Source organism: Streptomyces sp. NPDC048434 (assembly GCF_043200375.1).
Classification (GTDB): Bacteria; Actinomycetota; Actinomycetes; order Streptomycetales; family Streptomycetaceae; genus Streptomyces.
The window spans coordinates 75,824-93,396 of the sequence record NZ_JBICXQ010000016.1 but is presented as its reverse complement, the minus strand read 5'-3'; the positions used below and the strand labels follow the sequence as shown (position 1 = coordinate 93,396).

At 71.7% G+C, this 17,573-nt stretch carries 13 protein-coding genes and 1 tRNA gene; 7 read left to right on the top strand and 7 right to left on the bottom strand.

Annotation, left to right across the window (positions count from 1 at the left end; genetic code table 11):
- Nucleotides 1–10: 10 nt before the first annotated feature.
- Both ACGFWI_RS20255 and ACGFWI_RS20250 read left to right on the top strand, forming a co-directional pair.
- Nucleotides 11–2,155 carry a 2Fe-2S iron-sulfur cluster-binding protein gene (locus ACGFWI_RS20255; RefSeq protein ID WP_393907342.1) on the top strand — a complete coding sequence of 715 codons (2,145 nt, stop codon included), beginning with the start codon at nucleotides 11–13 and terminating at the stop codon, nucleotides 2,153–2,155.
- 100 nt (nucleotides 2,156–2,255) lie between these two features.
- On the top strand, nucleotides 2,256–4,586 hold the full coding sequence (locus tag ACGFWI_RS20250) for a xanthine dehydrogenase family protein molybdopterin-binding subunit (RefSeq protein WP_393907341.1): 2,331 nt from the start codon (nucleotides 2,256–2,258) through the stop codon (nucleotides 4,584–4,586).
- A 281-nt stretch (nucleotides 4,587–4,867) separates the two neighbouring features.
- Here ACGFWI_RS20250 and ACGFWI_RS20245 read toward each other — a convergent pair.
- A tRNA-Cys gene (locus tag ACGFWI_RS20245) sits at nucleotides 4,868–4,939 on the bottom strand.
- A 159-nt stretch (nucleotides 4,940–5,098) separates the two neighbouring features.
- Nucleotides 5,099–5,962, bottom strand: coding sequence for an alpha/beta fold hydrolase (locus tag ACGFWI_RS20240; RefSeq protein ID WP_393907340.1), 864 nt, complete (start codon nucleotides 5,960–5,962; stop codon nucleotides 5,099–5,101).
- 409 nt (nucleotides 5,963–6,371) lie between these two features.
- On the opposite strand from ACGFWI_RS20240, the gene ACGFWI_RS20235 reads away from it, so the two are divergent.
- The 4 genes from ACGFWI_RS20235 to ACGFWI_RS20220 all read left to right on the top strand — a co-directional run bounded on the left by ACGFWI_RS20235 (nucleotide 6,372) and on the right by ACGFWI_RS20220 (nucleotide 11,916).
- Complete coding sequence (locus ACGFWI_RS20235) at nucleotides 6,372–7,922, top strand: MFS transporter (RefSeq protein WP_393907339.1); 1,551 nt, start codon at nucleotides 6,372–6,374, stop codon at nucleotides 7,920–7,922.
- Nucleotides 7,923–8,104: 182 nt separating this feature from the next.
- Nucleotides 8,105–9,901 (top strand): DEAD/DEAH box helicase, encoded by a 1,797-nt coding sequence (locus tag ACGFWI_RS20230; protein ID WP_393907338.1) that lies wholly within the window; start codon nucleotides 8,105–8,107, stop codon nucleotides 9,899–9,901.
- A 486-nt stretch (nucleotides 9,902–10,387) separates the two neighbouring features.
- Complete coding sequence (locus ACGFWI_RS20225; RefSeq protein WP_393907337.1) at nucleotides 10,388–11,029, top strand: IclR family transcriptional regulator; 642 nt, start codon at nucleotides 10,388–10,390, stop codon at nucleotides 11,027–11,029.
- Between the two features lie 107 nt (nucleotides 11,030–11,136).
- Nucleotides 11,137–11,916 carry a S16 family serine protease gene (locus ACGFWI_RS20220; RefSeq protein WP_393907336.1) on the top strand — a complete coding sequence of 260 codons (780 nt, stop codon included), beginning with the start codon at nucleotides 11,137–11,139 and terminating at the stop codon, nucleotides 11,914–11,916.
- 39 nt (nucleotides 11,917–11,955) lie between these two features.
- Here ACGFWI_RS20220 and ACGFWI_RS20215 read toward each other — a convergent pair whose 3' ends face one another.
- From ACGFWI_RS20215 to ACGFWI_RS20195, 5 genes are read right to left on the bottom strand one after another with little or no spacing between them, the layout of a single operon-like run.
- Nucleotides 11,956–12,969, bottom strand: a complete 1,014-nt coding sequence (locus ACGFWI_RS20215; protein ID WP_393907335.1) for a glycine betaine ABC transporter substrate-binding protein — start codon at nucleotides 12,967–12,969, stop codon at nucleotides 11,956–11,958.
- The gene (locus ACGFWI_RS20210; protein ID WP_393907334.1) at nucleotides 12,966–13,850 is read right to left on the bottom strand and encodes an ABC transporter permease; all 885 of its coding nucleotides are present in this window, start codon (nucleotides 13,848–13,850) and stop codon (nucleotides 12,966–12,968) included. Before ACGFWI_RS20210 ends, ACGFWI_RS20215 begins: the two co-directional genes overlap by 4 nt.
- Nucleotides 13,847–15,085 carry a betaine/proline/choline family ABC transporter ATP-binding protein gene (locus ACGFWI_RS20205; RefSeq protein WP_393907333.1) on the bottom strand — a complete coding sequence of 413 codons (1,239 nt, stop codon included), beginning with the start codon at nucleotides 15,083–15,085 and terminating at the stop codon, nucleotides 13,847–13,849. Before ACGFWI_RS20205 ends, ACGFWI_RS20210 begins: the two co-directional genes overlap by 4 nt.
- Nucleotides 15,078–15,725: an ABC transporter permease gene (locus ACGFWI_RS20200; protein ID WP_393907332.1), complete on the bottom strand. Its 648-nt coding sequence runs from the start codon at nucleotides 15,723–15,725 to the stop codon at nucleotides 15,078–15,080. The genes ACGFWI_RS20205 and ACGFWI_RS20200 overlap by 8 nt, the downstream gene beginning before the upstream one ends.
- 13 nt (nucleotides 15,726–15,738) lie before the next feature.
- On the bottom strand, nucleotides 15,739–16,206 hold the full coding sequence (locus ACGFWI_RS20195; protein WP_069567503.1) for an Lrp/AsnC family transcriptional regulator: 468 nt from the start codon (nucleotides 16,204–16,206) through the stop codon (nucleotides 15,739–15,741).
- A 129-nt stretch (nucleotides 16,207–16,335) separates the two neighbouring features.
- Between ACGFWI_RS20195 and hppD the strand changes: the two genes are divergently transcribed.
- The gene (gene hppD, locus ACGFWI_RS20190) at nucleotides 16,336–17,490 is read left to right on the top strand and encodes a 4-hydroxyphenylpyruvate dioxygenase (RefSeq protein ID WP_393907331.1); all 1,155 of its coding nucleotides are present in this window, start codon (nucleotides 16,336–16,338) and stop codon (nucleotides 17,488–17,490) included.
- The last annotated feature ends 83 nt before the right edge of the window (nucleotides 17,491–17,573 follow it).

Here is a 17,573-nt window from a genome sequence, read left to right as displayed (position 1 = left end):
AGGGCTCGGCATGAGCGACGCAGACAACCGCCATCCGTACCAGCCGCACCCCGAACAGGGCTGGCAGCCGCTGCCGCAGGGCGGCGAGTACGAGTCGGAGGCGACGGCCTTCGTGCAGCTCCCGGAGGGCTTCACCACTGGGGTCTACGGAGGCGGATCACCCCGGTACGGCACCCCGGGTGCCGAGCCGCTCGCCGCACCCGGTCACGGCTACACCCCGCCGGCCTCCTTCACGCCGCACGCCCCCACGCCGCCGGTCGCGGACGCGGGCGCCGACCCGGCGGCCACCGGCCAGTGGACGATGCCCTTCGCGGACCCCTCGGCCGGATACGCCGACCCGTCCGCCGGATACCCGGCCCAGGCGGAGTACGCGGCCCACCACGGCTCCCCCGAGGGCTACCACGGTGACGCGCCCGAGGCGGCCCGGTCATGGCACGGCGACCCGGTGGACTGGCCCGTCGCGGGCAGTCCGGAGGCGGGCGGTCCCGGAACCTGGTCGGTCCCCGCGGCGGCGGACGACGGCCTGGAGGAATCCGGCGAATACCTGGTTGGCGACGACCGGTTGACGGGGCATACGGCACCAACGGGAAGCCATCCGGGCCACCCGGGCCATTCGGTTCATCCCGGGCATCCCGGCCTTACGGGACCCGGTGGCGCCGCCGGCTACCAGGACGGCGGGTACCCCGGCGCCGGTGCGTACGACGACGCGGGGACGGACGCCGGCGAGGCCGCCCGTACCGGGCACTGGAACTTCACCACCGGGCTGACCGCCACGAGCGGGGCGGAAACGCACCCCGTGGCGCCGCAGGACGTCTCGCACGGCGGGGCGGCGCACGATCACTTCCACGCCGCCGCTGACGACCCCTATGCGCGCGAGCGCGGCCTCCCGGCCCGCGGCGCCGCGCCGGACGCCGAACTGCCCGGCGCCAGGGGCCCGTCGGGTGGCGACCCGTACGGGACGGGCGCGGGTGCCCTCAACGGCGAGGCGACCGGGCACTGGTCGCTGCCGGCCGACGCGCTGGCCCAGTGGCCGCCTGCCGCGGAGGCGGCGCAGCCGCCGCACGACGGGGCGCCGCAGCAGCAGGACGCAGCGGAGCGGCCCGACGGAACGGCGGACGGGCCCGGCACGGGCAGGTGGACCGTCCCGGTGGCCGAAGGCGAACAGCCGGAGGAATCCGGCGAGTTCGCGCTGAGCGACGCGACCGGGCCGGTGACGTCCGCCGCGTCGGGTGCCGACGGCTTTGCGGACGCTCCGCCGGAGCGCGTCGAGCACACCGGCCCCACGGACCCCGACGGCCTCGCGGACCCGGTGGCCGCCGGGCACAGCGGCGACGGCGAGGGCGCCGGGACCGGCGAGACCGCCGACGAGGACGGCGCCGGCCGCGCGCAGTCCACCGGCGGCGGCACCACCCGTACCGGGGCTCCTGACGGAACCGAGGGCTCCGCCGGCCCGGACGACCCCACCGAGCCCGACGACACGTTCGCGGCCGCCTCCGGCCTTGCGGGCGACCCCGGCACCGATGACCACGACGAACACCCCGCCGCCTCCTACGTCCTGCGGGTGAACGGCATCGACCGGCCGGTCACCGACGCCTGGATCGGGGAGTCGCTGCTCTACGTGCTGCGCGAGCGGCTCGGTCTGGCCGGCGCCAAGGACGGCTGCTCACAGGGTGAGTGCGGGGCCTGCTCCGTCCAGGTGGACGGGCGACTGGTGGCGTCCTGCCTGGTGCCCGCGGTCACTTCGGCGGGCAGTGAGGTCCGTACGGTCGAGGGGCTCGCGGAGAACGGTGTGCCCTCCGACGTGCAGTGCGCGCTCGCCGAGTCCGGTGCGGTGCAGTGCGGCTTCTGCGTACCGGGGATGGCGATGACCGTCCACGACCTCCTGGAGGGCAACCACGCCCCCAGCGAGCTGGAGACCCGTAAGGCGCTGTGCGGCAACCTCTGCCGCTGCTCCGGCTACCGGGGTGTGCTGGACGCCGTCGACGAGGTCGTCAAGGCCCGTGCGGAGGCGGCGGAGGCGGCCTACGGCCCGGCGGACGACCCGGACGGGGCGGCACCGGCGGACACCGCCCGCATTCCCCACCAGGCGGGCCCCGCCGACCCCATGGGTCGCGCCCCGCACGACCAGGATCCGCACACGGGAGGCTCCGCATGAGCGAGCGCAGCATGGGGGTCCCCCTGGCCGGAGGCCGGGGCAGCATGAGGGAGAGGTGCGCGCCGAGCGGATGCGAGGCCGGGCGAAGCGAGGTTTCGGCATGAGTGGCACGTCCGATGGCGCAGGTGCCGTCACCGCGCCCCCCGCGGCGGGCGTCCAGATCCCCGTCGAGCAGCGGGCCCACGGCCTGGGCGTGTCCCTGCCGCCCGCCGACGCACCGGCCAAGGCCGAGGGCACCTTCCCGTACGCCGCCGACCTCTGGGCCGAAGGGCTGCTGTGGGCCGCGGTGCTGCGCTCACCGCACCCGCGCGCGCGGATCCTGTCCATCGACACCAAGCACGCCGCGGAGATGCCGGGCGTGCGCGTCATCGTCACGCACGAGGACGTCCCCGGCGACTCGGGGCACGGCCGGGGCACCGCCGACCGCCCGGTTTTCGCCAAGGACGAGGTCCGCCACCACGGCGAACCGATCGCCGCGGTGGCCGCCGACCACCCCGACACGGCGCGGCTGGCCGCCGCCGCCATCGCCGTCGAGTACGAGGTCCAGGACGCGGTCACCGACCCCCAACTGGCCTTCGAAGCGGAGCCGTTGCACCCGGACGGCAACCTCATCCGGCACATCCCGCTCCGCTTCGGTGACCCCGATGCCCTGGGCGAGGTGATGGTCGAGGGGCTCTACCGGATCGGCCGCCAGGACCCGGCGCCCATCGGGGCCGAGGCCGGGCTCGCGGTGCCGCGCCCCGATGGCGGCGTGGAGATCTACACCGCCTCCACGGACCCGCACACCGACCGTGATCTGGCCGCCGCCTCCTTCGGCCTTGAACCGGACCAGGTCAAGGTCGTGGTGACCGGGGTGCCCGGCGCCACCGCCGACCGCGAGGACCCCGGCATCCAGCTGCCGCTCGGCCTGCTGGCGCTGCGTACGGGCTGCCCCGTCAAGCTCGCCGCGACCCGTGAGGAGTCCTTCCTCGCGCACGCCCACCGCCACCCCACGCTGCTGCGCTACCGCCACCATGCGGACGCCGACGGCAAGTTGGTCAAGGTGGAGGCCCAGATCCTGATGGACGCCGGTGCGTACGCGGACACCTCCGCCGACGCCCTGGCCGCGGCCGTGTCCTTCTCCTGCGGCCCGTATGTCGTCCCGCACGCCGTCGTCGACGGCTGGGCGGTGCGCACCAACAACCCGCCGTCCGGCCATGTGCGCGGCGAGGGCGCCCTGCAGGTCTGTGCCGCCTACGAGGGCCAGATGGACAAGCTGGCCGCCCGGTTGGGACTGGAGCCCGACGAGCTCCGGCTGCGCAACGTCATGACCACCGGGGATCTGCTGCCCACGGGGCAGACGGTGACCTGCCCGGCCCCGGTTGCCGAACTCCTGCACGCCGTCAAGGAAGCGCCGCTTCCCGAGCTGCCCAAGGATGCGCCCGAAGCGGAGTGGCTGCTGCCGGGCGGCCCCGAGGGTGCGGGTGAACCGGGCGCGGTGCGCCGGGGTGTCGGCTACGCGCTGGGCATGGTGCACATGCTCGGCGCTGAGGGCACCGACGAGGTCTCCACCGCCACCGTCAAGGTCAGCGGCTCGGTGGCCACCGTCATCTGCGCCGCCGTCGAGACCGGATCCGGGTTCTCCACCCTGGCGCGGCAGATCGTGCAGGAGACGCTCGGCATCGACGAGGTGCACGTCGCGGGCGTCGACACCGACCAGCCGCCGGCCGGACCGGCCTGCCACGGGCGGCACACCTGGGTCTCCGGCGGCGCCGTCGAGCGCGCCGCCAAGATGGTCCGTACGCAGCTGCTGCAGCCGCTGGCCCACAAGTTCGGGATGTCCACCGAGCTGCTGCAGATCAACGACGGCAAGATCACTTCCTACGACGGGGTGCTCAGCACCACCGTCGCCGAGGCGCTGGACGGCAAGGAACTGTGGGCCACCGCCCAGTGCCGGCCGCATCCGACGGAGCCGCTGGACGAGGGCGGTCAGGGCGATGCGTTCGTCGGCCTCGCCTTCTGCGCGATCCGCTGTGTCGCCGACGTCGACATCGAGCTCGGCACCATCCGGGTCGTGGAGATGACCGTCGCCCAGGACGTGGGCCGGGTGCTCAACCCCCGCCAGCTGCGCGCCCGTATCGAGGCCGGTGTCACCCAGGGCCTGGGCGCCGCCCTGATGGAGAACCTGCGCACCACCCGCGGTCAGGTCCGCCACCCCGACCTGACCGGCTATGCGCTGCCGACCGCCCTGGACGCCCCGGACATCCGCATCGTCAAGCTCGTCGAGGAACGGGACGTGGTCGCCCCCTTCGGCGCCAAGCCCGTCAGCGCGATCCCGGTCGTCACCTCACCGGCCGCCGTGGCCTCCGCGGTCCGCGCCGCCACCGGCCGCCCCATCGGCCGCCTCCCGATCCGCCCGCAGGCGGCGGTGGCGCAGGTGGCGCAGCAGTAAGGGGGGCTGCGGTTGTGGCTGCGGCTGTGGCTGTGGGTGCGGCTGGCGACGCGGGCGAGGCCGGGGACACCTACCGCTTCGTGGCCGCGCTGCCCATCGACCGGTGAGGGGTGGGGGAGCGGCGCGGCGGCCGAGCATCCCGGGGACATCGGCGGCGTGGGTGCTCCGCCGGGCCGAGAGGTGTGCCACACGCGTCCGGAGGCGGTCCCCACGGGGGTTGGGGCCGCCTCCGGACGTACAGCGCGGTCATCGTGCGTGGCGCGAGACCATGCGGTGCATCGAGGCCGTGGCGGGATTCGAACCCACGTAACTCGCTTTGCAGGCGAGTCCCTAAACCACTCGGGCACACGGCCGGGTTGCTGTGCTGCTCCCGACTGTAGGCCGCGTGATGGGGTGGCCGGCAAGGGTGCGGGGCGGGGTGCCATGAAGCTGCAATACGGGGCAACGCGGGGCAACATGCCGTTCATGAAAGGTGTGGGTGTCCCCGGGGCGGGGGTCCGGTGGTGCGTTCCTCAAGCCGAGTGCAGGAATTCCTCCACCACCGGCCGGAAGAGCGCCGGTTCGTCCACCCACGGGTAGTGGCCCGCCCCGTGCAGCGGCCGTACCCGTGCGTCCGGGATCGACGCGGCCACCAGTTCGCCCGCCCGCATGCCGCTCACCGCGTCCCGGTCGCCGGTCACCACCAGCACCGGGCAGGTCACCTCGTGCAGCCCGGCCAGCAGCGCCAGCCGCAGCTGCTCGTCCACGCCCTGCCAGAACCCGGCCCGCGGTACCGGCCCCAACTGCTCGCCCTCCGTGGCGGCGTGGGCCCGCTGGGGCTCCTCCCACCGCCCGTAGGCGAGCGGCGCCGCGGCGAACAGCAGCTCCCGTACCTCGCTCAGATCGGACGCCTCGGCCAGCTGCTCCACCGCCGCCGAAGCCTCCGGCCACCACTCCTCGTGTGACCGCGACGCGAAGATCTCCCGTGCGTCGTCGGGGAGTTCGCCCTGCAGCCGGGAGCCGGGGCAGACCAGGGCCAGTCGGGTCAGCCGCTGTGGATACCCCGCCGCGTACGCCTGCGCGACCGCGGCACCCGCGCCGTGCGCGAGCAGCGCGAACCGCTCCAGGCCCAGGTGTGCGCGGAGCGCCTCGAGGTCCTCGGCGAGCTGCGGGAAGGCGTAGCGGGACGGGTCGGCGGCGGCCGGGGAGGCGCCGGTGCCGCGGCTGTCCGGAATGATCAGCTGCCGGTCTGCGGCCATCCCGCCCAGGTCGCCCAGGTATGCGGCGTCCCGCCCGGGTCCGCCGGCCAGGCACACCAGGGGCGGCAGGGGCGAGTCGGCCGGGCCGAGCACGCGGTAGTGGAGCTCGGCGTCGTCGTACGTACGGAAGTGCGGCATAAAGACAGCTTGCCCCACGCGCGGCGGCGAGGGGGCGTGGCCAGATGGGGGACTGGACTCGCGGTGCGGGGCCCCGTAACGGCGTGTCGTGCAGGGCCGGCGTCCGCCCCGTAAAGCCGGCGTCCGCCCCCTGGCGCTGACGTCCGCCCCGTAACGCCGACGCCCGCGGCCTGCGACGGACGCCCGCGGCCTGCGACGGACCCCCGCGGTCTACGACGGACCCCCGCGGCCTACGACGGGCCCCCGCGCTCTACGGCCGACACCCGCGCCCTGCGACTACAGCCGACACCCGCGCCCTACGGCCAACACCCGCGGCGAGAACCCACGCCCGCGGCCTACGACAGACGACCGACCCGATCCCCGTCTCCCGACAGGGGCACCGCCGTCGTACGGCCCTTACGCTGGCCCGATGACCGCTGACCGCCCCCGCGGAAATGACCCTGGCACCGACACGGGCCGCGTCACCGACCCCGGCCTCGCCACCACCGGCCACCCCGCCCGGCCCGCTGACCCCGCCCGGCCCGCCGACCTCGCCCCCGACGCCGGCACGCACGGCAGCGGCGGGATCCTCGGCCGGACCCACCGCGCGCTCACCCTCGGCATCATCTCCGTCGTCTCGGTCGTCGCCTTCGAGGCGAGTGCCGTGAACACCGCGATGCCGGCCGCCGCCCGTGCGCTGGACGGCATCGGTCTGTACGCCTTCGCGTTCTCCGCCTACTTCACGGCGAGCCTGTTCGCGATGGCGCTCTCGGGTGAGTGGAGCGACCGGCACGGTCCGCTCGCACCGCTGTTCAGCGGGATCGCCGCGTTCGGGGCGGGGCTGCTGGTCGCGGGCGGCGCCCAGAGCATGGGGATGTTCGTCGCGGGCCGCGGGGTGCAGGGCATCGGCGGCGGGCTGGTGGTGGTGTCGCTGTATGTGGTCGTCGGCCGTGCCTATCCCGAACGGCTGCGCCCGTCGATCATGGCGTCGTTCTCGGCGGCCTGGGTGGTGCCGGTGATCGTCGGTCCGCTGGTCGCCGGGACCGTCACCGAACAGCTCGGCTGGCGCTGGGTCTTCCTCGCCATCCCCGTACTGATACTGCTGCCGCTCGCGGTGATGCTGCCCGCGCTGCGCAAGCTGCCCCGTACGCGGCCGGGCCCGCGCGGCGGCGCGCGGCAAGTGCTGGGCAACCGGCGGTGTCTGCTGGCGCTGGCCGTGGCCGTGGGCGCCTGCCTGCTGCAGTACGCGGGCCAGCAACCGACCTGGTTCGCGCTGCTGCCCGCGGTCGCCGGACTGGCCCTGCTGGTACCGGGCATCGTGCGGCTGCTGCCCCGCGGCACGTTCCGTGCGGCGCGCGGCCTGCCGAGCGTCGTGCTGATGCGCGGTCTGGCCGCCGGGGCGCTGGTCGCCGCCGAGAGCTTCATCCCGCTGATGCTGGTCACCCAGCGCGGGCTGTCCGCCACCCTCGCCGGCCTCTCCCTCACCGGCGGCGGAGTGACCTGGGCGCTCGGCTCGTACGTCCAGAGCCGGCCGCGTCTGGAGCCGTACCGGGAACGGCTGATGGGCCTGGGCATGGTTCTCCTGGCGGCGGCCATCGTGACGGTGCCGCTGGCGCTGGTCGACGGCGTGCCGGCCGCGATCGTCGCGGTGGCCTGGACGGTCGGCGGGTTCGGCATGGGGCTGAACATCGCCAGCGGCGGTGTGCTGCTGCTGAAGCTCTCCCGTCCGCAGGAGGCGGGCAGCAACTCCGCTTCCCTGCAGATGTCGGACGCGCTGGGAAATGTCACCTTCGTCGGTGTCGGCGGCGTGCTGTTCGTGGCCTTCGGCGGCGGCTCGATCGCGGTGAACGGGCCCGCGGCGACGGCCGGCGCCGGCTCGGCGAGCCATCCGGCGGCCTTCGCGGCCGTGTTCGCGGCGATGGCGGTGGTGGCGTTGGCCGGCGCCGGTGTCACAAGCCGGTTGCGACCCGATCGCGGCTGAGACAGCGGCGGCGCCGCCCGCATCACCCGTCCCACCAGGGAAACCACCGCCATCCGGGGCCGGATGGCGAATGTGACCTCGGTCCCACCCCGGGGTGACCCGGTGCCGTAACCCCGAAGCGTGAAGTGGGGCACGGGTAGGCTGACGCGGTTGCCGATCGCCGAGTTCAGCCGACGGAGACCGTGACTACCTCCACCAGCGCCACCAATAACCATCACCTGTCCCCGGCGTTTCCGGGACGGGCCCCTTGGGGAACCGCGAACAAGCTGCGTGCCTGGCAGCAGGCGGCCATGGACCGCTATCTCCAGACCCAGCCGAGAGACTTCCTCGCCGTCGCGACGCCCGGAGCCGGCAAGACGACGTTCGCGCTCACGCTCGCCTCGTGGCTGCTGCATCACCACGTCGTGCAGCAGGTGACGGTCGTCGCACCGACCGAGCATCTGAAGAAGCAGTGGGCGGAGGCGGCGGCACGGATAGGGATCAAGCTCGACCCGGAGTACAGCGCGGGGCCCCTGGGCCGCGAGTACCACGGCGTCGCGATCACCTATGCCGGTGTGGGCGTACGGCCCATGCTGCACCGCAACCGGATCGAGCAGCGCAAGACGCTGGTGATCCTCGACGAGATCCACCACGCCGGCGACTCGAAGTCATGGGGCGAGGCGTGCCTGGAGGCGTTCGAGCCCGCCACCCGGCGGCTCACGCTGACCGGTACGCCCTTCCGGTCCGACACCAACCCGATTCCGTTCGTGACGTACGAGGAGGGGAACGACGGCATCCGGCGCTCCTCCGCCGACTACACCTACGGATACGGCAATGCGCTCGGCGACGGCGTCGTCCGGCCGGTCATCTTCCTCTCCTACAGCGGCAACATGCGCTGGCGGACGAAGGCGGGCGACGAGATCGCGGCCCGGCTCGGCGAGCCGATGACCAAGGACGCGGTCTCGCAGGCCTGGCGTACCGCGCTGGATCCGCGCGGCGAGTGGATGCCCAATGTGCTGCGCGCCGCCGATCAGCGGCTGAGCGAGGTCCGTAAGTCCATCCCGGACGCCGGGGCGCTGGTGATCGCCTCCGACCAGGAGCAGGCGCGGGCCTACGCCAAGCTGATCCGGGAGATCACGGGGGAGGGCGCCACTCTCGTGCTGTCCGACGACTCCGGGGCGTCAGAGCGTATCGATGACTTCGCGTACTCCCAGGACCGGTGGATGGTCGCGGTCCGGATGGTGTCCGAGGGGGTGGACGTGCCGCGGCTGGCGGTCGGGGTGTACGCCACCACGATCTCGACGCCGCTGTTCTTCGCACAGGCCGTGGGGCGGTTCGTGCGGTCCCGTAAGCGCGGCGAGACCGCCTCCGTCTTCCTGCCCACCGTCCCGATGCTGCTCGGCTTCGCCAACGAGATGGAGGTCGAGCGCGACCACGTCCTGGACAAGCCGAAGAAGGACGGGGAGGAAGACCCGTACGCCGAATCCGAGAAGGAGATGGAGGAGGCGAACAAGGAGCAGGACGAGGACACCGGCGAGCAGGAGCAGTTCTCGTTCGAGGCGCTGGAGTCGGAGGCGGTCTTCGACCGGGTGCTCTACGACGGGGCCGAGTTCGGTATGCAGGCCCACGCGGGCAGCGAGGAGGAGCAGGACTACCTCGGCATCCCCGGGCTGCTGGAGCCCGACCAGGTGCAGATGCTGCTCCAGAAGCGGCAGGCCCGGCAGATCGCCCACAGCAAGAAGCGGCCGGATGCGGAGGCGGATCTGCTGGAGCTGCCGGCCGAGCGGCGGCCCGTGGTCACGCACAAGGAGCTGCTGGAGCTCAGAAAGCAGCTGAACACGCTGGTGGGGGCGTATGTCCACCAGAGCGGGAAGCCGCACGGTGTGATCCACACCGAGCTGCGGCGGGTGTGCGGCGGACCGCCGAGCGCGGAGGCCACCGCCGGGCAGTTGGGTGAGCGGATCAAGAAGGTACGGGAGTGGGCCACGCGGATGCGGTGAGCCCGTCCGTGGCCCGTGGGGGCGGTGTGCCGGCTGGACGGCGCGCCGCCCCCGCCGTCGTTTCCGGCACGGCGTGCCGGAGCCGGCTATGCACGTCGCTACGCACGGCGTGCCGGAGCCGGCTATGCACGTCGCTACGCACGGCGTGCCGGAGCCGGCTACGCACGTCGCTACGCACGTCGCTACGCACGTCGCTACGCACATCGCTTTCGCGCATACCGCCCGGACGGGTCTGTAGCCCTACCTGAAACACAACGGGACCTTCTGGACGGACGTACGGGGATATTCCGGGCTGTGGAGCCCGGATTCTGGACGGACTCTTCCGCTCACCGGACTGGCTCGCTACTGTCCCGGTCACGCACACGCCCCGTGGCAGCGCCGCCGCGGAGCGCAGCCGGTGCCATGCGGCCGGCGGCCTCTAGCGCGCGCTGCTCCGGGACCTGCAGCGCGTCGCGTCCGAGTGCCGCCACTCACCCAGGAGGCGTCGTGACCGCAGAGACCTCCCAGACCCTCGACCGAGGGCTGCGCGTCCTCAAACTGCTTGCCGACACCGACCACGGGCTGACCGTCACCGAGCTCTCCAACAAGCTCGGCGTCAACCGCACCGTGGTCTACCGTCTGCTGGCCACGCTGGAGCAGCACGCCCTGGTGCGCCGCGACCTAGGCGGCCGGGCCCGGGTCGGCCTGGGCGTGCTGCGCCTGGGCCGGCAGGTACATCCGCTGGTCAGGGAGGCCGCACTGCCCGCGCTGCGGTCGCTGGCCGAGGATGTGGGGGCCACCGCGCACCTCACCCTCGTCGACGGCACCGAAGCGCTGGCCGTCGCCGTCGTCGAGCCGACCTGGACCGACTACCACGTGGCCTACCGGGCGGGATTCCGTCATCCGCTGGACCGGGGGGCCGCCGGGCGGGCGATCCTCAAGGCCCGGCAGGGCCGCATCCACGACGCCGGACTCGCCTTGACGCACGGGGAGTTGGAGGCCGGCGCGAGTGGCGCGGCGGCACCGCTGCTCGGGGTGAGCGGCATCGAGGGAAGCGTGGGCGTGGTGATGCTCGCGGACACCGTCTCCGAGCGGATCGGACCGCGGGTGGTCGACGCGGCCCGGGAGGTGGCGGAAGCACTGCGCTGAGACCGAGGGTGCGGTCGAGGGTCGCGGGGTGTGAAGGGGCGGTGGCCGTGTGGTGAGGCGCAGCGCCTTGAGGCCCTGGTGGGGCGGGGGTCAATTAGGGTGGCGGAGTGTCCTCACGCACCCGAGCCCTGGCGGCCTGCACCGCCCTCGTTCTCGCCCTCCTCCTCACCGCGGTCCTCGCCCCGCTGCCGTATTCGGTCGCCTATCCGGGCATGACGGCGAATGTCCTCGGTGACGACAAGGGCAAGCCGGTGATCTCCATCACCGGCGCCGGGACCCGTAAGACGAGCGGGCAGCTGCGGATGACCTCGATCGTTGCCACCGGCCCGGACGCCTCAGTCCATCTGCCGGACATCCTCCAGGGCTGGTTCCGTAAGGACGAGGCCGTGATGCCGCGGGAGGCGGTCTACCCGGTGGGCAACAACACCGAGGAGATCGCCGAGCACAACGCGCAACAGATGGAGGAGTCCCAGGGCACCGCCACCAGCGCCGCCCTCGGGCAGCTCGGCAAGTCGGCCAAGGACATCAAGGTCAAGCTGAGCCTGGCGGACGTCGGCGGCCCGAGCGCCGGGCTGATGTTCGCCCTCGGCATCGTCGACAAGCTGGCCGGCGACGGCGCCGGCCATGATCTGACCGGCGGGCGCACCATCGCCGGTACGGGGACCATCACGGCCGGCGGGAAGGTCGGCGCGGTGGGCGGGGTCCCGCTGAAGACGCAGGCCGCGCACCGGGACGGCGCCTCGGTCTTCCTGGTCCCGCGCAAGGAGTGCACGGACGCGCGGACGGAGCTGCCGAAGGGGATGCGGCTGATCCCGGTCACGACGCTCGACGGCGCGGTGGACGCCCTGAAGGCCCTGCAGACCGGTGGCAGCGTTCCCCACTGCTGAGCCTGCCCCACGCTCCCGGGGCAGGCCCCGCCCCGTGCCTCACCCCTCCTTGATGAACCCCTCCCGGATCAGCCAGTCCTTGGCGACCTCGTGCGGGTCCTGGCCGTCCACATCGACCTTGCGGTTCAGCTCCTGGGCGACGGTGTTGTTCAGGGCCTTGGTGACCGGGGCCAGGACCTCGGCCATCGCCGGGTACTTCTTCAGGGCCGCCGCGTTGATCTCGGGCGCGACGTTGTAGTTGGGGAAGAAGTGCTTGTCGTCCGCCAGGACGTGCAGATGCATCGCCTTGATGCGGCCGTCGGTGGTGAAGACCTCGCCCAGCGCGCAGGTGCCCTTCTGCGTCTCGGTGTAGACGACGCCGCCGGTCATCTTGCGGATGTTGCCGGAGGGCACGTTCATGCCGTACGCCCGCGCCATGCCCGGCAGGCCGTCGTTGCGGGTGGCGAACTCGTTCTCCACGCACATCGTCACGGCGCCGGGGTTCTTGTGGGACAGCGTCGCGACCTCCGAGAGGTTGTGCACGCCCAGTTTCTTCTGGTTTGCGGTGTTCAGCGCCAGCGCGTAGGTGTTGTTCAGCGTCGAGGCCGGGAGCCAGACGATGCCGTTCTTCCGGTCCTCGTCGCGGACCGCCTTCCACTGCTTCTGCGGGTCGACGATCGGCTTGGTGTGGCCGAGGTAGGTGATCCAGCCGGTGCCGGTGTACTCGTACGCGGCGTCCGCCGTGCCGGACCTGACCGCTTCCCGCGCGCCGATCGAGCCCTGGATGCTGGTCTTGTCGATGACCTTGGCGCCGGCCGCCTCGAAGATGATGCCCATCATCTGCCCGAGGACGATCTGCTCGGTGAACTCCTTCGAGGTCACGGTCAGCTGCGCCCCGGTGAGCGGGCGGTCCGGGTAGCCGGCCTTTGGCCCCGGCAGCACGGTGTCGCTCATCGCGCTGCCGCTGACCAGGCCGCAGCCGCTGAGCACGGTGGCGAGCAGCGTGACGACGAAGCGGGCTCCCCGGCGCCTTCCGGGACGGCGGCGCGGGGCCGGACACGGGTGATTCCTCATGCCGTTGCCTCCAGTCCGCGCGGCCGCAGCAGCAGTTCGGCGAGCGAAGCCAGCCATTCGACCAGCAGGGCGAGCGCCACGGTGAGCACGGAACCGAGGATCAGTACGGGCATCCGCTGGGTGACGATCCCCGCAGAGATCAGGTCACCGAGGCCGCCGCCCCCGCCGAAGGTGGCCAGCGTCGCGGTGCCGACGTTCAATACCAGCGCGGTGCGGACGCCGGCCAGGATCAGCGGTACGGCCAGGGGGAGTTCGACCTTGGTCAGCACAAGGGTGGAGGACATACCGATGCCGCGGGCGGCCTCGGTCAGCGTCGGGTCGATGCCGCGCAGCCCGGCGATCGTGTTGGCGAGGACCGGCAGCACGGCGTAGATGACCATGCCGACGATCGCCGAACGGGCCCCGATGCCCAGCCAGATGACCAGCAGGATCAGCAGACCCAGGGCCGGGATGGCCTGCCCGAGGTTGGCGAAGGCCATCGCGACCGGAGTGGCCTTGCGCAGCTTGGACCGGGTCAGCGCGATGCCCAGCGGGATCGCGATGATCAGCACGAAGAAGGTGGAGATCGCGGTGAGCTCGATGTGCTGCTGCAGCGCCAGCCACACCTTGCCGTTGTCGACCGCCTGATGGGCGATGGAGTCCAGGCGGGCGCCGCGGAACCACAGCCAGGTGGCGAGCAGCGCGGCCACCAGGAAGGCCGGCATGAAGGTCCACTTCTGCCAGCTGATCCGGCGCCGGCCCGGGGTGGCGGGCGCGGTGGGCGCCTCACCGGCCGCCCGTTCCCGCTCCTGCATCTCGACGTCGTCACGGAAGGCGAAGGCCTCGTGGTCGCTCGGCGGGTGCTCGCTGTCCCGCGGACTGCTCCCGTCGCGGGGGCTCATGCCTCCAGGCCTTCCTGTTCCAGGTGCGTCTGTCGGGCGCGCTGTTCCTGGAGCTGGTGCTGGTGCTCCAGGGCCTCCATCCGGTCGGCCTCCAGCAGTTCTTGGACGTTGTTCATCAGCGTCTCCATATCGACCACGCCGATGTACTCGCCGCGCCGGCCGGTGACCGCGACCCGGCCCGCGCTGTCGGTGAGCACCGCCTCCAGCGCGTCGCGCAGCGTCGCATCGCGGGTCACGGTGTGCTGTACCGGCGTCCCGGCCCGTGCCAGCGACTCCTTGGCGAGGGCCAGATCGCCGCGGCGCAGCCACTTGTACGGGCGGCGGTTGGGGTCCAGCAGCAGCAGTTCGTTGTGGGAGCCGGAGCGCAGCCGGTCGAAGATGGACTCCAGCGGGTCATCGGCCGTGGCGGTGGGGAAGTCGACCACGCCGACGTCCCGTACGCGGGTCAGGTTGAGCCGTTTGAGTGCCGCTCCCGCGCCGACGAAGCCGGAGACGAAGTCGTCGGAAGGGTTGGTGAGGATGGCCTCGGGGGTGTCGAACTGGGCGATGTGCGAGCGCTCGCGGAGCACCGCGATACGGTCGCCGATCTTGATGGCCTCGTCGAAGTCGTGGGTGACGAAGCAGATGGTCTTGTGCAGCTCGTGCTGGAGCCGGATCAGCTCGTCCTGGAGGTGGTCGCGGGTGATCGGGTCGACGGCGCCGAACGGCTCGTCCATCAGCAGGACGGGCGGGTCGGCGGCGAGGGCACGGGCCACCCCGACGCGCTGCTGCTGGCCGCCGGAGAGCTGGCGCGGATAGCGGCCGTGGAATTCGCGCGGGTCCAGGCCGACCAGGTCGAGCATCTCCTCGACCCGGTTCTTGGTCTTCGACTGAGACCAGCCGATCATCTTCGGGACCAGTGCGATGTTCTGGGCGACCGTCATGTGCGGGAAGAGGCCGGACGACTGGATGGCGTAGCCGATCGTGCGGCGCAGCTTGACCGGGTCCATGTCGGTGACGTCCTCGTCGCCGATCCGGATCCGCCCGGAGCTCGGCTCGATCAGCCGGTTGATCATCTTCAGGGTGGTGGACTTACCGCAGCCCGAGGGCCCCACGAGGATCACGATCTCGCCGGCCTTGATCTCCATGTTGACGCTTTCCACCGCGGGGACGGGGTTCCCCTGATAGATCTTCGTCAGGTTCTCCAGCTGGATGCTCGCACCGGAGGTGGTGGTGGTCTCGGGCGTCTCAGGCACGGATCCCCCTGGAGATGGTCAGGCGTCCGATCAGGACGTAGGCGGCGTCGAAGAGAAGAGCGAGGATGGCGATCCCGAGGGTGCCGGAGAGCACCTGATTGAGGGAGTTGGCGCTGCCCAGCGAGGCGATCCCGCGGAAGATCTCATTGCCCAGGCCGGGGCCGGAGGCGAAGGCGGCGATGGCGGCGATGCCCATCAGCATCTGGGTGGCGACCCGGATGCCGGTGAGGATGGGCGGCCAGGCAAGCGGCAGCTCGACGCGGAAGAGCCGGGCGGTGCGGGACATCCCGATGCCGTTGGCCGCGTCGACGAGGTCCGGGTCCACCCCGCGCAGCCCGACGATGGCGTTACGGACCACCGGCAGCAGCCCGTACAGGGTCAGCGCGATCACCGTCGGGGGGACGCCCAGGCCGACGATCGGGATCAGCAGACCGATCAGGGCCAGGGAGGGGATGGTCAGGATGGTGGCGGTCGAGGTGGTGGCGAGGTTGCCCGCCCATTCGCTGCGATAGGTCATCACGGCGATGAAGACCCCCAGCACGGTGGCGAGCACCATGCACTGGAAGACCGCGCTGGCGTGCTGATACGTATCCGTCAGCAGTTGGCTGTGCCGGGTGCCGACGTACTCCCAGAAGCTCACTCGGTCTCCTCGGTCAGTCTCCCGATGCCTGTTTCACCAGCGGGATGATCCGCAACGGAACCGGATTTTCCATCACGATTGCCGTTGATGCCCGCACGATCCCATCAAAGCCCACAACCCGGTCGATCACCCGCTGTAGATCGGCGTTGGACCGGGCAACGAGCCTGCAGAGCATGTCCCCATGTCCCGTCGTTGTATGCAGCTCCAGCACCTCGGGAACGGTCGTCAAATGGGCCCGTACATCATTACCTTGGCCCTGTTTGATCTCAAGTGTCGCGAATGCGGTCACGGGATATCCGAGCGCCGCCGGGTCCACATCGGGCCCGAAGCCCCGGATCACTCCATTCGACTGAAGCCGGTCGAGCCGGGCCTGGACCGTCCCGCGTGCCACCCCCAGCCGCCGGGACGCCTCCAGGACGCCGATCCGCGGCTCCTCGGCGAGCAGCTCCAGCAGCGCCCCGTCCAAATGATCGATCGCCATCGCTCGCTCCATCCCTTTTGATGGTCATCATGTACAGATAGCTCGGCCGCTTCGGGCTTTTGCTAGGCATAATGCCCAGAGGATTCGCAAACTATTGCGCACCTTGTGGATCGGGAGGACTCTGCGGGCATGGCAGACACCACGATGCACCCCCAGCCCATCGCCCCCGACACGGCCCGGCAGGCGGACCCCTTCCCGGTCAAGGGGATGGACGCGGTCGTCTTCGCCGTCGGCAACGCCAAGCAGGCCGCGCACTACTACTCGACCGCCTTCGGCATGCGGCGCGTCGCCTACTCCGGCCCGGAAAACGGCAGCCGCGAGACCGCGAGTTATGTGCTCGAATCCGGCGGCGCCCGGTTCGTGTTCACCTCCGTCATCAAGCCCGGCACCGCGTGGGGCCGCTTCCTCGCCGACCATGTCGCGGCGCACGGCGACGGTGTCATCGATCTCGCCATCGAGGTCCCGGACGCCCGTGCCGCCTACGAGCACGCCGTCGCCCACGGCGCCACCGGCCTGGAGAAGCCCTACGAGATCGAGGACGAGCACGGGACCGTCGTCCTGGCGGCCATCGCCACGTACGGCAAGACCCGGCACACCCTCGTCGAGCGCGCCGGCTACCAGGGCCCCTATCTGCCCGGCTTCGTCGCCGCCGAGCCGCTGGTGGAGACCGGCCCGCGGCGCTTCCAGGCCATCGACCACTGCGTCGGCAACGTCGAACTCGGCAAGATGAACGAGTGGGTGGCCTTCTACAACAAGGTCATGGGCTTCACCAACATGAAGGAGTTCGTGGGCGACGACATCGCCACCGAATACAGCGCGCTGATGTCGAAGGTCGTCGCCGACGGCACGCTCAAGGTCAAGTTCCCGATCAATGAGCCCGCGATCGCCAAGAAGAAGTCGCAGATCGACGAGTACCTGGAGTTCTACGGCGGCCCCGGCGTCCAGCACATCGCGCTGGCCACCAATGACATCGTCGCCAGCGTCCGGGCGATGCGCGCCGCCGGTGTGGAGTTCCTGAACACCCCCGACTCCTACTACGACACCCTCGGCGAGTGGGCCGGCGAGACCCGGGTGCCCGTGGAGACGCTGCGTGAGCTGAAGATCCTGGTCGACCGCGACGAGGACGGCTATCTGCTGCAGATCTTCACCAAGCCGGTCCAGGACCGGCCGACCGTGTTCTTCGAAATGATCGAGCGGCACGGCTCCATGGGCTTCGGCAAGGGCAATTTCAGGGCCCTCTTCGAGGCGATCGAGCGGGAGCAGGAGCTGCGCGGCAACCTCTGACCGCCCGCCCGTCACCCGACCCGCACCCCCCGGAAGACCACGCTGCGCGCTGAGCGGACCCGTGGGCCGTACACGATCTTCCG